Below are 13,230 nucleotides of genomic sequence, written 5' to 3' on the forward strand. Positions count from 1 at the left end.
CCCAATAGCGCTAATTACTAATTCCTATGCCTATTCTACCCCAGGTTACTGTATACTCTGCCACGCCAAACCTTAGGTTTTTGTAAAGCCGAGAGCCAAATGCGTAACACAGCAACGGGGTCAGAGAGGGGAGAGAGCCAATACCACAGCCCCACCGCCCTATAACTGGGACGAATAGCAAAAAGGAGCAATACCCGAATTAGCACCAGTCCTATATTCAAATCCAGGAGCAAAAAGTCCACGATCGATTGGGGTCTTGCCCATAACATGCCCACCGATACTAAGAGCGGCAGCCCCTGTACTGCTAACAGATAGAGACAATCTCCGCCGGTGCTCAGGGGTGTAGCAGCATCCTTCAAATCCAAGGACCGTCCCCACTCCCGCCAGGTTTCCGCCATACTGGTATACATCCTCACCTGCAGTACCTTTGCCCCATCCAGGAAGCCAACTCTGTAACCCCGTTGTGCCACCGCCCTCACTATGGTGACATCATCGCAGAAGGAACTTTGGGCAAGAGTGTAGCCCCCTAAAGCTTCTAGCACCGACTTTTTCACCAAAAAACACTGCCCATTTGCCATCACCCGTTCCTGGGAAAATTGTGCCCTGTCCCCCGATGCCCCAAAGCGATAGACCAGCGTCAGCAACAGGGAGGGCTGTAACCACTGCTCCCCTGGGTACTCGACAATAAACTGAGGGGCGAGGGTGAGAATATCCCAGCCCTGTGCTTCTGCCGTATCCACCACTGCTGCCACCAAACCAGGTTGGGGAAGCGTATCAGCATCTAATCCTAGTAACCACCTGTATTCGGGACGGGACTGCTGCCAGCCGTAGTTTAGTGCCCAGGGTCGCCCCACCCAGTTGGGGGGTAAGGGGGGATCGGTCACCAGCCTTAAGGGGATAGGATAACTGGGTTGCAGGGCTTCCACGTATTCCCTAGTGCCGTCCGTCGAACGACTGTCTACAATTATTATTTCCCCGATCGGTTGCTCCTTTAACCCTGCCAAACAGTTGGGCAATCTTTGTCTTTCATTGAGGGTGGGAATGACAACAGAAACCGATCGTTTTTCCTGGTCTAGCTTTGGCTCTAGGGGGGGGATGCGGCGGGGGGCAGAACTCAAACGTGACAGCAAAACAAGACTGAAGGGAGTTTGATAGAGTAACAGTAGGAAAGTCAACATTTTAGCTAGCAAGATCGTTAATCACTTCTTCTTCCATCTCATGTTTGGTGAGTATAAGAGGGAAAGGTAAACGTTGGTATTGTAACTGCATACCACTGGTTTCAGGAAATGTCTCCAGGACAATGCGGGAAATCACCTGGGGACGGTCGACAATTGCCCAGAATGTATCCTGATTGTTGGTACGAAAGATAATTTGACTATCATTTTCTGGGATGTCAACTTCTAAATCATGGCGGTTGGGTGAGAGGGGCAAGCTCGCAATTAGCTCCTGCAAAATGTTAGAGCGAATAGTTTGAATGCGGTTAGACAGGTTCTTACCAACAACTGCCTTGGATACTAACTCCACCGCTTTACCACAGGTGAGGTCTTCCACCTTGAAGATTTCCTTTAGATTTTCTAGGGCCTGTTCATGTTCCCGTTCAAATTTGACAAAGGGCAGAGGCCCTACTAAACGCCGAGGGGTCTTGCTTAATTCTAAAATCGCTTGAATTGTAGCAGCCTGTAGGTCATTGATTAACTCCCGCCGTACCCTCTCCCGCTGTTGCTGAAACCCTCTGGCATTGGTCGCATACATGGCAGGGAAACGATTCAAGATATATACTGCCACATCTGCTACCTCCAAGGGCCGGGCTAGGCTGCCTTTCATCTGTTCTAATTGATACTCGACAATTTGAATGACAGGTCTTTCTAACACATTGACAAACTGATATTCCGCTGTCATCATGTAGGAATTGAATTCCTGTAACTCGATCGGGTCAATGTTTTTGTCTGGTTCAATTGCTTTCTTCATCTGCTCCTTGGATTTGCGAATGAAATTCTTAGTTTCTAGTATCCTTCGTCTTTCATAGAGACTCAAATGTTCCAAGGCAGAAGCTGTTCCCTGGGTAATACTTTCTTGCACGATCGAGGGTACTTCTTTCCAGGTTAAATTGGGTCGGCGTAAAATTTCCCGCAGTTGCCGTAAACAGTAGTCAGGTCGCTCAATTTCATACAAAGGTAAGGGGGATACCCGCACCAGGGGATTGTTTCCTACCCGCAAAAATGCCTGATGTAACAGCCCAATTGCCTGTTTACGAAATTCATTGTTTGCTCGTTTCTTCTGCTGTAACCACCCCCGATCGGAGCTAGCATAGAGGCAGGGTAGCCGATTAAGGACAAAAGCGATTACCTCAGTTAAATTTATTTCCTCCCGTTTTGCCCGATCGAGTTGTGCCAGTTGATTTTTTGCCTCTTCCACTACCACAATTTCTTGGGCATTTTTGATATATACTTTGGACGCGGTCATGGTATGTATGCAGGGCAGGTATCATTACTATACCAAGGCACTGCACAGAGGGATGGATTGTCCTAAATTTTAACGATAAATTCCCCTAAGGGTTGGCTTTACGTCTCTGTGCATATTGGAGAAAACCAGTGAAGAGAGCAACGCCCAGCAGATATTTGACTAAGTCAGGTACGATCGGGCTAGGAGAAACAAAGCCCTCCAAGATAGCCGCAATTACTAGCATGGGAATACAACCCAACACTAATTGGGCAGCCTGTTCGCCGTAGACTTTGAAGGCATCAGCTCGGCGATAACGACCAGGGAACAGCAAAGCTCTAGCCAGCAGCAACCCTCCTCCCCCAGAAATGAAAATTTCCGGGATTTCCAGGGAGCCGTGGGGAAAAACAAACGCCCAAAAGGGAAAAGCCAAATTATTTTGTGCTACGAGAGCGCCCACTACACCTAGGAATAAACCATTCAACCCCAAGATATAGACTGTGTAGAAACCAGCAGTGATTCCCCCACCAACGGCAATTAGAGAAACGTGAATGTTATTGACCATGATATCCGCCGTTGAACCGGGTTGGTCGGTTAAAATCCTGCCCATCCACAACTCCCCTCTTTCCACCATGGCAATCATGCTGGGCGGTAGAAATAACTCCATGAAGCTAGGGTCGGACCAGGCAAACCACCAACCCACCAGCCCTGCTAGAGCAAAGATCAAGGCACAAAGGAGAATATAGGGGGCAGTATCCCGCAACACCGCTGGAAAACCCCATAGATAAAATTGGCCTATAGCTTCACTCTCTTGACGGCGGGAACCTTGATAAATGATGCTATAGCCCTTGCTGGTCAGTAGTTGTAACTCTTGCCCAAGGGTCTCCCCCACCCCCTGGGTACGAGCACGGGCTAAGTCAGCAGCTACGGAGCGGTACAATCCCGCTAGCGTGCTAATTTCTTTGGCGGAAAGGGATTTTAAGCCTTCGTTCTCGACCTTTTTTACCAGTGCCTCTAACTGTTGCCAACTCTTTTCTCGCCGTGCCACCCACCGCCGTGTGTTCATCCCTTCATCCACTTTTCTATGGCTCTAGCTGCCCTCCGTATCTTAGCGCAAGGTAATATAAACACTGCCACAATAAGTGACCAGAGTGATGCCTATGTTCCCTCGGTCTTTTTTGATTGCTCTCTTTCTTTCCCTACTAGTCACAGCCAAAGCTGGGGCTGATTCTCCCCTCACTTCTACAGATTTTGCGGAAGCCTACTGGGACCATCCGATCGTGCGCAAAGCGAAAACTACAGGGGTAGTCGATCGGGAAATTGCTGCTTTCCTCAGTGGCGACAGTCCCCTTGATGTCAAAGCGGCGGTTGTCAATGCCCTTGGTTGGGATGTTCACGGCAAGAACAATGCCCAAATCTATCGGCGCTTCCTCGCTCAGTTCTACAACACTACCCCAGCAAATCTCAACCTAGAGGTATTATCGGTGGGAGAATTGTTTAGCCTTGGTTATCTGACGGCTCTAGATGACTATTTCAACGTTGTGCCGGCTCTGCCGCTCTTACAGCGGGCTAGAAGATTAGCCAGAAATAGTTACACGATTGCCCTGATTGAAAGTCTGACCCGTGCTCAGAATGCTCGCGATTTTTGTCAGAAATGGTTGGCAGTTAAACCCCTAGAATTTCCCCGCCAGTTAGATATAGATATGCGCCGTACCGCTAGGGCGATCGTGTGGGAGTACATGCGCATGTATGAAAAGTATTGCGATCGGTGAACTGCCCAGGTTTGACAAGCTTGCTCGGGTGAGATAGTGTTATTTTGCTCTCCATCCCCCATAACCATGACGAAAAAAACTTTAACAGACATGGTAAAAGAAGAGGTGGCCAAAGAAGCCCAGGCAGAGGCAGTAGAAGGTAAAGTTGTACGCCGCCATACTAAAGCTGACTTGGAAGCAGAACTCGCCCGCCTCACCCAAGCCCTAGAAGAGATGAAAGCAGAGCGCGATCGCCTGCAAACCCAGCTACAAGCGGCAAAGGTAGAGTTGCAAACAGCACAGACAGAGCGTCATCTTTTACAAGAGCAACTGCAAGTAGCTAACACAGAGCGGGAACAACTCCAAGCCCAAGTTAGCCAACTCACCCAAGCCTTGCAGTTAAAGCAAGCTCACCTAGAACAACTACAAACCTACCTAGAACAAGCCCAAGGCGAATTGAAGGCAAAGGCGGAAGCTCTCCCTGCCCTCAAGAAACAGGGTAGAATCATTCCTCGCCCGATCGGCTCCAACCGCGACCTGCAGAAGCAAGCTGACCAGAATATCGGCTGGTTTGATTAGCGCCTGGAAACGGCGAAAAGGCTGATAATCAATGCCATCCCCCCTAAAAGAACCCCCAGGGCTGACAAGTTCCCCTGCTTACTTAATTTTTCCAGTTCACTCCTATGATGGTGTAGGGATGCCTCCTGCTCGGCTTTAGCACGATTGACCATATTTTGCATCTCCGAACGGATTGCCTCCAACTGAGCTGTGGTAGCATCACCACTACGGGACTCTAGGGCTTCAATGCGTACCTGCATCTGTTGTAAAATTGCTGCCCCCGTTTGCCAATCCTGCTGCATTGTCCCCATCTCTCCCTGGAGGGTTTGTAACCGTTCTGTCATCACTCGCTCGACAAGAGCCTGTAGCTGTGTCTCATCGCTGATAGGAGTAACTGTGCTGGATTCCAGCTGGGCTATCTTTTGCTCTAATTCCTTGAGTTTGGCATCTAAGGCAGTAGGATCACCACTAGCAGTGGGAGAAGGTTGGGATTGGAGTAAGGCCACCTGCTCTGCTAGGGCTTGATGGGATTGGCTATAGGCTTGCAAAGCATTGTGGAGTTCCAAAATGTGTCCCTGTAACTCACTGAGAGAACTGCCCTGGTCTCCTACCTGCTTCTGCTGCAGTGCCGTATACCACTGATTCACCTCATTGGCGCACTGATCCATGTGCTGAGCAAGGCGGGCAAAATTTTTCACATCCTGTGCCAAGCGGGGCAAACTCCCCAGTAGCTCCTCCAACCGACCTTCCACCGTTTGTACACGATCGGCTAAAGCTAATCCCGCCATCATTTCCTGCCGTGCCTGGGCAACTGCCGCTTCTGCTGCCTGGGCTGACTGTAATAACGCCTGGGCTTGTTGTAACATTTCCGTGATTTTAGCAATTTCTGAGGCAAGGCTATCAGACAGAGCATTTAGTTGCTCCGTCACCTCAGCACTAGCCATCGGTTGGTCCGTCATAACTTCTTCCCGCGTGAGTTCTACCTGTGGAATTTAGCACCAATGCTCGGCTTTTTGAAGCACTTCCCTGACATTTTTGCCCACCGCCCTTTTTCCGACAAATTATTTGCTTTTTTGCAGTTGGTGTGATAATTTTTTATTTGGCGCAATTTGCCACCGGTTAATATCACTGTTTAGGTAAGTGGACTAGAAGGTTGTAAAAGGGATGGGGTCTGAGAAGTTATGTCTGTGCGTCTGTATGTAGGTAACTTGCCGGCTGAGCTAGACCGTAAGGCTTTGGAGCAAGTATTTAGTCAGGAAGGGGAAACTCTCACGGTTAAAGTGATTACCGATCGGAAGACGGGGCGGTGTCGGGGTTTTGGCTTCTTGACGGTGGCAACAGACGAACAAGCGGACTCCATGATTCAGAAATTCAATGGGTTTGACTTCCATGGCTCAGCACTGCGCCTAGAGAAGGCTTTGCCGCGGCAGAAGGAACAAAAAGACAGGGACAAGGGAGACCAAGAAGTCGTGCCTGTCAGTGAAGAGGTGGAGGAAGCGGTGCCAACGGACACCCCTAGCGAACTAAAGGCGGAAGAAAAGCAGCCCGCTAAACGGAAGCGGAAGCGGAAGAAAGGGAGCAACCGTCCTGAAAAGCGCACCAGTTATACAACTTCTGACTCCCATCAGCCTGATCCCCGCTGGGCAGCGGAACTGGAGGAATTTAAGCAGAGACTGCTAGCAGCGCAATCTACCTAGGTTTTTAACTTTCCTTAACCTTTTATTTATCTGGGCATAACTTTCGTATGGGAGTATGGGCTGGACTCCCATTTCGTGTTTTTAGTAAATTTATGGATAGACGTAGTTTTTTAGCTTACTCCCTTGCCAGTGGTGTGACGGTTTGGGCGGGGAGTGCTATACCAAGTAAGTTTGCTGAGTTGTTTCACATCGGTTCTACCAATGCCCAGGCAGCTCAAGTTTTCCCCCAAAGTGTTGCCAGCGGTGACCCCCAACCCCAAGGGATCACCCTATGGACACGGGTCGCTACCACTGTCCCTACGGCTACTCTCTCCTTCCAAATTGCCACTGACCGCGATTTCCGCAACATCGTTCTCAGTGGGGTGGCTGCTACCGATGCCGAGCGGGACTACACAGTCAAAGTTAGTCTTGACAACCGTGCGGAATTAAAGCCTGCTACTACTTATTTCTATCGCTTTATCTTTGAGAATACTCCCAGCCGTACGGGGCGCTTCAAGACTTTACCCGCTCCTGATGCTAAGGTCGATCGGGTGAGGTTTGCATATGTTAGTTGCTCGGACTACACCAATGGTTTGTTCACTGCCTTTCGCTACCTAGCTGAGGAGGATATTGATTTCGTAATTCACTTGGGAGATGCTATCTACGAAACTGTCTTTGACCCCACCTTTCAAAATAACGTCCGTCCTATTCGGCTGCCCAGTGGTGCCCCTACAGCGGAATCCCTAGAAGATTACCGTGCTCTCTATAAGATTTATCGCTCTGACCCCGACCTACAAAGGGTGCATGAAAGTCATGCCTTCATCTTCATCTGGGATGACCACGAGTTCGCCAACGATGCTCACCAAACCTTTAACACAGATAACCCCGACCCTGCCAAACCAGAACTGAGCAATACACCCCGCCGTCGGCAAATTGCCAGCCGTGTGTGGGCAGAATATACCCCTACCTCGATCGTGTTTGACGGTACTCGCCCGCCCCTGGAGGCGATCCAACTCTACCGCACGGTTGTCTGTGGGGACTTGATGGAACTGATCCTCACCGATGAACGCTTGTATCGCGACCCCCATGCCTGCGGCCCCACCACTGCCCAAAGGTCTCTTAATCCCGGTTGTCCCAATTTGGCTAACCCCGATCGGTCTATGCTTGGTAAAACCCAGCGGGATTGGTTCCTAGGCAAAGTCACTAACTCCACTCGTACCTGGAAAATCTGGGGGAATGAGGTGATGACGATGCAGTTGAAGATTGCCAAAGCGGTAGTCGATCGGGTACGCCCTGGCTTGATTCCCGTAGATTTATTTGCCTATCTTGACCAGTGGGACGGTTACCCAGTAGAAAGGGCGTTGATTTTCCGCACTATTCGCGATCGGGGTGTCAAGAACTTTGTTACAGTTACAGGTGACCTACATAGCTTTGTGGCGGGGTATCAGAGATTGGACTTCAATACTCCCTTTAATCCTGGTACTGTCCCCCCTGATGCAGTGGGCGTGGAGTTCGTCTGCGGTTCCATTTCCGCTTCCAACTTGGCGGAGCAACCCAATCCTTTCCAACTGGATGTGCAAACTTCTACCCAACTACTCCTTGCCAGCAATCCCCACATTTTGTTCTTCAACTCTGCCACGCACGGCTACAACCTCATTGAAGTTACTCCCACCCTCCTCACTTGCAGGATGAAGGCAGTAAGTAACATTACCTCTCCCAATGCAGCACTCTCTACTTTGAAAGTGTATGAGGTACCGAAAGACCAAGTCCTAATCAGGGACGTTACCTCGCGTTAGCAGGTTCCCATAGTTTTTTGTTCCCTTCTGGTTACAGAGGGGAATTTTTTATTTAGAAAAACGTAGCAGCAGGTGCTCCAAAATGCCCAGTAATTTTGATTTACTAATGGCTGGTTTGTCAATTTTAGCAAAGTAATTTGGGATCAGATAATTTCTCAGCTAAATCATAGAAGAATTCTAGAAATTGGTACCTACGAGGAGGCTAGTGCCTGCTAATTAATTGAAAAGTTAGCTAACCAACAAGACACAGAGCTACACTGTACTGACGTTTGAACAAGAGGTATAGAACATTAAGGAATTGACATGGCAATCGTCGAAAAAATTTCTTTGCTACTATCAACCTTGCAGTTGCCAAAGTTAACCACAGAGTTGACTTAGTTGTGCATAAGGGGTTTTCTGATATAAAATTGGCAGAATTATTGGCAGCAGGTAAGAGAAACTACTTTTATGTATTTATATTGATGGCTCTCATCAAGCCCCTGATGTTTTAGATTAGTCCCTAAGTACGGTTTGCTAGCCTTCGACGATCACCTGTGGCATGAAAATCTTCCCTACGGCGTTGATCTCTGCGCTGTCCCAAACCTGCAGTCTCTATTGTCGTCAGATAAGAATTGTTTCTACGTCCCTCTCCTAAATCTATAATCTATGTTCAAAAAATTAGCGACTAGGACTACTAGGTAAATCTACTGGAAAACTCTGGAGAAGGTGAGTATAATTACCGATAAATGATTACTCAGAGAACTACTTAAAATTTAGTTAGTTTTTTTAAGAAATTTTCACGGTTTCAGGGGGATTTTGCCAGATTTCTTAACAAAAATATTAATAGGCAAGTGGTATGCTTATATATACCATTTTTCAATTAACCTTTGACAAATTACCTATAGGAGAAGAGAGTTATGCTACCAAACAAGCCGCAGGAAGTACGGGTAAAACCAGAGACACGCAATCACAAGGGGTTTTTCGTAGTAGAGGAGACCTACAAACTGGTATCGATTGACCAAAATGGGTGGGCACTCATTTGCCTGGATGACCATGTTTGTCATTATGTTGACCCCGACGATCTACAGACGGAAGAGCAGGAAGGCAAGCAGTAACCAGATGGCAAAGACAGGGAATGAATGTGGTTTAGGCAACTAAGCCACAATTTTTTTGGGCAAGGTGCTCCTCTTCCGTTAGAATGATATACGCTGTTCTGAGGAAAAACAACCTAAATGAGCGATACCCTAACCAGAGTGCAGACGGTAGTAGCAAAACAACTGGGTGTAGAGGCGGATACAATCAAACCGGAGTCTCATTTCCAAAACGATCTGGGGGCAGATTCTCTCGACCTAGTGGAATTAGTAATGGCTTTAGAAGAGGAATTTAAGCTGGAAATCCCCGATGAGGATGCGGAAGGGATTGCTACGGTAGGGGATGCGGTTAAATATATTGAAAGCAAGCAAGCAAACTAATGCCAGAACTGCAACGGGTGGTGGTCACGGGGTTAGGAGCGGTTACTCCCATCGGCAATGACGTGCCCACTTACTGGGAGGGACTCCGCAACGGGCGCAATGGGGTTGCTCCTGTAACTCTGTTTGATACAGAGGGCTTTGCTACGCGCATTGGGGCAGAGGTGAAGGATTTTGACCCCCTAGCGTACCTCGATCGCAAGGAAGCGCGGCGGGTCGATCGGTTTGCCCAATTTGCTATGGCAGCTAGTCTACAGGCGTTAGCGGATGCCCAGCTCCAAATTACCCCCCAAAACTGTTACGACGTGGGCATTATCATTGGCACGGGGATCGGGGGGATTAAGGTACTAGAGGAACAACACGAAATTCTGCGCACAAAGGGACCCGATCGGTGTAGTCCGTTTATGATTCCCATGATGATTGCCAATATGGCGGCGGGCTTGACTGCAATTCGCGTGGGGGCAAAGGGACCAAATGCCTGTACGGTGACGGCTTGTGCGGCGGGTTCCCATGCTATCGGCGATGCTTTTCGTCTAGTCCAGCGGGGCTATGCTCAGGTGATGATCTGTGGTGGCACAGAGGCGGCAATTACTCCCTTGAGTTTTGCGGGTTTTTGTGCCTGCAAAGCCATGACCACTAATAATGATGACTATCTCCATGCTTCGCGACCCTTCGATCGGGATAGGGATGGGTTTGTGCTGGGGGAGGGGGCAGGTATTTTAATCCTGGAGAGTTTAGGGCATGCCCTGGGGCGCGGAGCGAGAATCTATGCGGAGATGGTGGGCTACGGCATGACCTGTGATGCTTATCATATTACCAACGTTGCCCCAGAGGGGGAAGGAGCAGCCAGGGCAATCAAGGCAGCTTTGTTGGATGGTAATATCGCGCCCCAGGAAGTGGGTTACATCAATGCCCATGGGACTAGTACCCCTGCCAATGACCCCAATGAAACGAAGGCAATCAAAACTGCCCTAGGAGAGCACGCCTATAGGGTACCTGTGAGTTCGACCAAGTCCATGACGGGACATCTACTAGGGGGGTCGGGGGGCATAGAGGCTGTGGCTACAGTTTTAGCTGTCCACCATGACATAGCACCGCCAACTATCAACCTAGTCAACCCTGACCCTGAGTGTGACCTCGACTACGTGAGTACAGGGGCACGATCGACTCCTATTGAGGTAGCACTGTCCAATTCCTTTGGCTTTGGTGGGCACAACGTCACTTTGGCGTTTCGCAAATACCGTGGCTAAGGCTCCCCCCCCGCAGCGGTGGCTAATTTATCCCCCTGACCCAGAGGGAGCAGCAATTTTAGCGAGGGAATTGGGTGTTTCTCCCCTGTTGGCACAATTACTGATCAATCGCGGGGTGGCAGAGATAGGGCAAGAATTTTTGTACCCCGACCCCGATCGCCTACCTCACCCTGTGACGGAATTTCAACGCCTGGCAGAGACAGTGCCCCCCGAAGCACGGTCAGTGGTGGCAGGGAGTTTTGCCTATAGCCTCGAGCGGTTACGCCACGCCATTGGCAAGGGGGAAAAGATTGCCATCTGTGGGGATTACGATGTGGATGGCATGACCAGCACGGCTTTGCTGCTAAGGACATTGCGGGAGTTGGGGGGCATAGCGGAGTACGCCATTCCCAGTCGCATGCAGGAGGGTTACGGCATTAACGAGCGGATTGTCCGTGAATTTGCCGCTAGGGGGGTAGGGGTGATTATCACCGTTGACAACGGCATTGCTGCCCAGCAACCGATCGAGTTAGCCCGGGAATTGGGCATGACTGTCATTGTGACCGACCACCACGATATTCCCCCCACACTGCCCCCTGCCTCTGCCCTGCTCAATCCCAAGTTTTTGCATCCTAGTTCCCCCTACAGGAGTATGGCGGGGGTAGGAGTTGCCTACCTGCTGGGGTTGGAATTGGCGACTATGCTTGGCAAGCGGGAAAAATTACAGAATTCCCTTTTAGAACTGTTCACTCTAGGTACGATCGCTGATGTGGCTGAACTGACGGGAGTCAACCGTCCGCTGGTGAAAAAGGGTCTGCAACTATTACCCCAGTCGCAAATTGTCGGTGTGCAGGCACTCATGGCTAAGGCAGGCATCAATCCCCAGCAAGCTCTGCGCCCAGAAGCGATCGGGTTTCAGCTAGGGCCCAGAATCAACGCGGTGGGTAGAATTGGTGACCCCCAGGTAGTAATTGATCTCTTAACAACAGAAGACTGGTGGGAAGCAGAAGCAAAAGCCACGATTTGTGAAGAACAGAATCAAAAAAGACAGCAGCTCTGCGAACAAATAGAACAGGAAGCGGTCGCTCACATTGAACAACAGATAGCTAGCGGCGCTTGGAACCTCCAGGCAGATAAAGTGATTGTGATTGTCGATCGGGAAATCAGTCCAGAAACCCATTGGCATCACGGTGTAATCGGCATTGTAGCATCGCGGCTAGTGGAAAGATATGGGGCACCCGTATTTATCGGCAGTGTGGAGAGGGAAAAGCAAGAAGTCCGTTTCTCTGTCAGAAGCATTCCTGAATTTCATGTCTCCCAGTCCTTAGAATTCATCGCCGACATTAGGGGTAAAGGTGGCGGACACAAAGTTGCAGGAGGGTTTTCTCTCCCCTTAGCGCATCTGCCGATTTTGAAGAATAGACTGACAGAGTTTGCTCATCAGACGGGGGTGTTACCAGAGCACATTCAGCCCTTTGTACAGGTGGATAGTATGATTCATTTGACTGATTTGTCTTTATCCCATCTAACAGAGATGGAACTCCTCCAACCCTGTGGTGTGGGCAATCCTGACCCCCTCTTTTGCACCAGAGCTGTAAAAGTAGTACAACAGAGCACCTTTGGTAAAGAAGATAACCATCTCAAGTTAATCCTCGATCGGGGGGACGGCAGAAAGATAACGGCTGTTGCTTGGCGGTGGCAGGAATATCATCCGGTGGCAGAGGAAGTAGATATAGTCTTTAGTGCCAAGGTGAAAAGCTATGGGGAGGAACAGGCGATCGAGTTAGAACTAAAAGGATTGCGCAACTTTCGTCTTACCTACAAACAGCCGCCCCGCCTAACTGGTCAATATCAGTGGCAGGATGTGCGAGATTTCCAGAAAAAGGTACCTTCTTTGCTAGTGTATGGTTACAACAGACCGCAAAACAAGTTTGAGCCATGGACGGAGCAAATTTTCTACGATCGTCCCCAGGGCAAGTGTACAGCCATCCTGTTTTGGACTTTACCCCCTTCCCTTGACCATCTGCGGTGGTTGGTGTGGGTAGCGCAGCCCCAGTACATTTACCTAGCTGGTCATGTTCCCCCTCTCCCTGGACTAGGGGAGCTAAGACAAAAGATTGCCGACCATCTACCCGACTGGGATTTACTAGTTACCAGTCAGAAGTGGTGGGTCAGTCCCAGGGCGATCGTGGCAGGGTTGCGGGAGTTAGGTTATCGCTGCCCTGATTTTCCCCCCACCCAAACTCTTGCAGCAGAACTACAACAGTTGGCAAATTGGTACAAACTATCTCCCGCCGAACTAAGCCGCCAATTCACATCCCCCTGACAACCTG

General features: G+C 49.6%; 12 protein-coding genes. 8 read left to right on the forward strand and 4 right to left on the reverse strand.

The window, feature by feature from the left end:
• Positions 1-35 precede the first annotated feature (35 nt).
• The 3 genes from NZM01_08560 to NZM01_08570 all read right to left on the reverse strand — a co-directional run bounded on the left by NZM01_08560 (position 36) and on the right by NZM01_08570 (position 3,505).
• Complete coding sequence (locus NZM01_08560) at positions 36-1,178, reverse strand: glycosyltransferase (GenBank protein MCS6960087.1); 1,143 nt, start codon at positions 1,176-1,178, stop codon at positions 36-38.
• 1 nt (position 1,179) lies between these two features.
• Positions 1,180-2,463, reverse strand: coding sequence for a late competence development ComFB family protein (locus NZM01_08565; protein MCS6960088.1), 1,284 nt, complete (start codon positions 2,461-2,463; stop codon positions 1,180-1,182).
• Positions 2,464-2,548: 85 nt separating this feature from the next.
• Positions 2,549-3,505, reverse strand: a complete 957-nt coding sequence (locus NZM01_08570; GenBank protein ID MCS6960089.1) for a stage II sporulation protein M — start codon at positions 3,503-3,505, stop codon at positions 2,549-2,551.
• Between the two features lie 88 nt (positions 3,506-3,593).
• Here NZM01_08570 and NZM01_08575 point away from each other — a divergent pair, with 88 nt between their 5' ends.
• Both NZM01_08575 and NZM01_08580 read left to right on the forward strand, forming a co-directional pair.
• Complete coding sequence (locus NZM01_08575; GenBank protein ID MCS6960090.1) at positions 3,594-4,211, forward strand: hypothetical protein; 618 nt, start codon at positions 3,594-3,596, stop codon at positions 4,209-4,211.
• 66 nt (positions 4,212-4,277) lie between these two features.
• Positions 4,278-4,769 carry a hypothetical protein gene (locus NZM01_08580; protein MCS6960091.1) on the forward strand — a complete coding sequence of 164 codons (492 nt, stop codon included), beginning with the start codon at positions 4,278-4,280 and terminating at the stop codon, positions 4,767-4,769.
• Here the strand turns inward: NZM01_08580 and NZM01_08585 are convergent.
• Positions 4,766-5,707, reverse strand: coding sequence for a hypothetical protein (locus tag NZM01_08585; protein ID MCS6960092.1), 942 nt, complete (start codon positions 5,705-5,707; stop codon positions 4,766-4,768). The two genes, NZM01_08580 and NZM01_08585, sit on opposite strands and share 4 nt — an antisense overlap.
• Positions 5,708-5,929: 222 nt before the next feature.
• Between NZM01_08585 and NZM01_08590 the strand changes: the two genes are divergently transcribed.
• From NZM01_08590 to recJ, 6 genes are all read left to right on the forward strand, one after another.
• Positions 5,930-6,445, forward strand: a complete 516-nt coding sequence (locus NZM01_08590; GenBank protein ID MCS6960093.1) for an RNA-binding protein — start codon at positions 5,930-5,932, stop codon at positions 6,443-6,445.
• Between the two features lie 92 nt (positions 6,446-6,537).
• A complete protein-coding gene (locus NZM01_08595; protein MCS6960094.1) occupies positions 6,538-8,220 on the forward strand; it encodes an alkaline phosphatase D family protein in 1,683 nt (560 codons plus the stop codon).
• An 896-nt stretch (positions 8,221-9,116) separates the two neighbouring features.
• On the forward strand, positions 9,117-9,314 hold the full coding sequence (locus NZM01_08600) for a hypothetical protein (protein ID MCS6960095.1): 198 nt from the start codon (positions 9,117-9,119) through the stop codon (positions 9,312-9,314).
• 117 nt (positions 9,315-9,431) lie between these two features.
• Complete coding sequence (locus NZM01_08605; GenBank protein MCS6960096.1) at positions 9,432-9,671, forward strand: acyl carrier protein; 240 nt, start codon at positions 9,432-9,434, stop codon at positions 9,669-9,671.
• Positions 9,671-10,918 carry a beta-ketoacyl-ACP synthase II gene (gene fabF, locus NZM01_08610; GenBank protein MCS6960097.1) on the forward strand — a complete coding sequence of 416 codons (1,248 nt, stop codon included), beginning with the start codon at positions 9,671-9,673 and terminating at the stop codon, positions 10,916-10,918. Before NZM01_08605 ends, fabF begins: the two co-directional genes overlap by 1 nt.
• On the forward strand, positions 10,911-13,223 hold the full coding sequence (gene recJ / locus NZM01_08615) for a single-stranded-DNA-specific exonuclease RecJ (GenBank protein ID MCS6960098.1): 2,313 nt from the start codon (positions 10,911-10,913) through the stop codon (positions 13,221-13,223). The genes fabF and recJ overlap by 8 nt, the downstream gene beginning before the upstream one ends.
• Positions 13,224-13,230 lie beyond the last annotated feature (7 nt).

This window comes from Pseudanabaenaceae cyanobacterium SKYG29 (assembly GCA_025055675.1).
Lineage (GTDB): Bacteria > Cyanobacteriota > Cyanobacteriia > Pseudanabaenales > Pseudanabaenaceae > M5B4.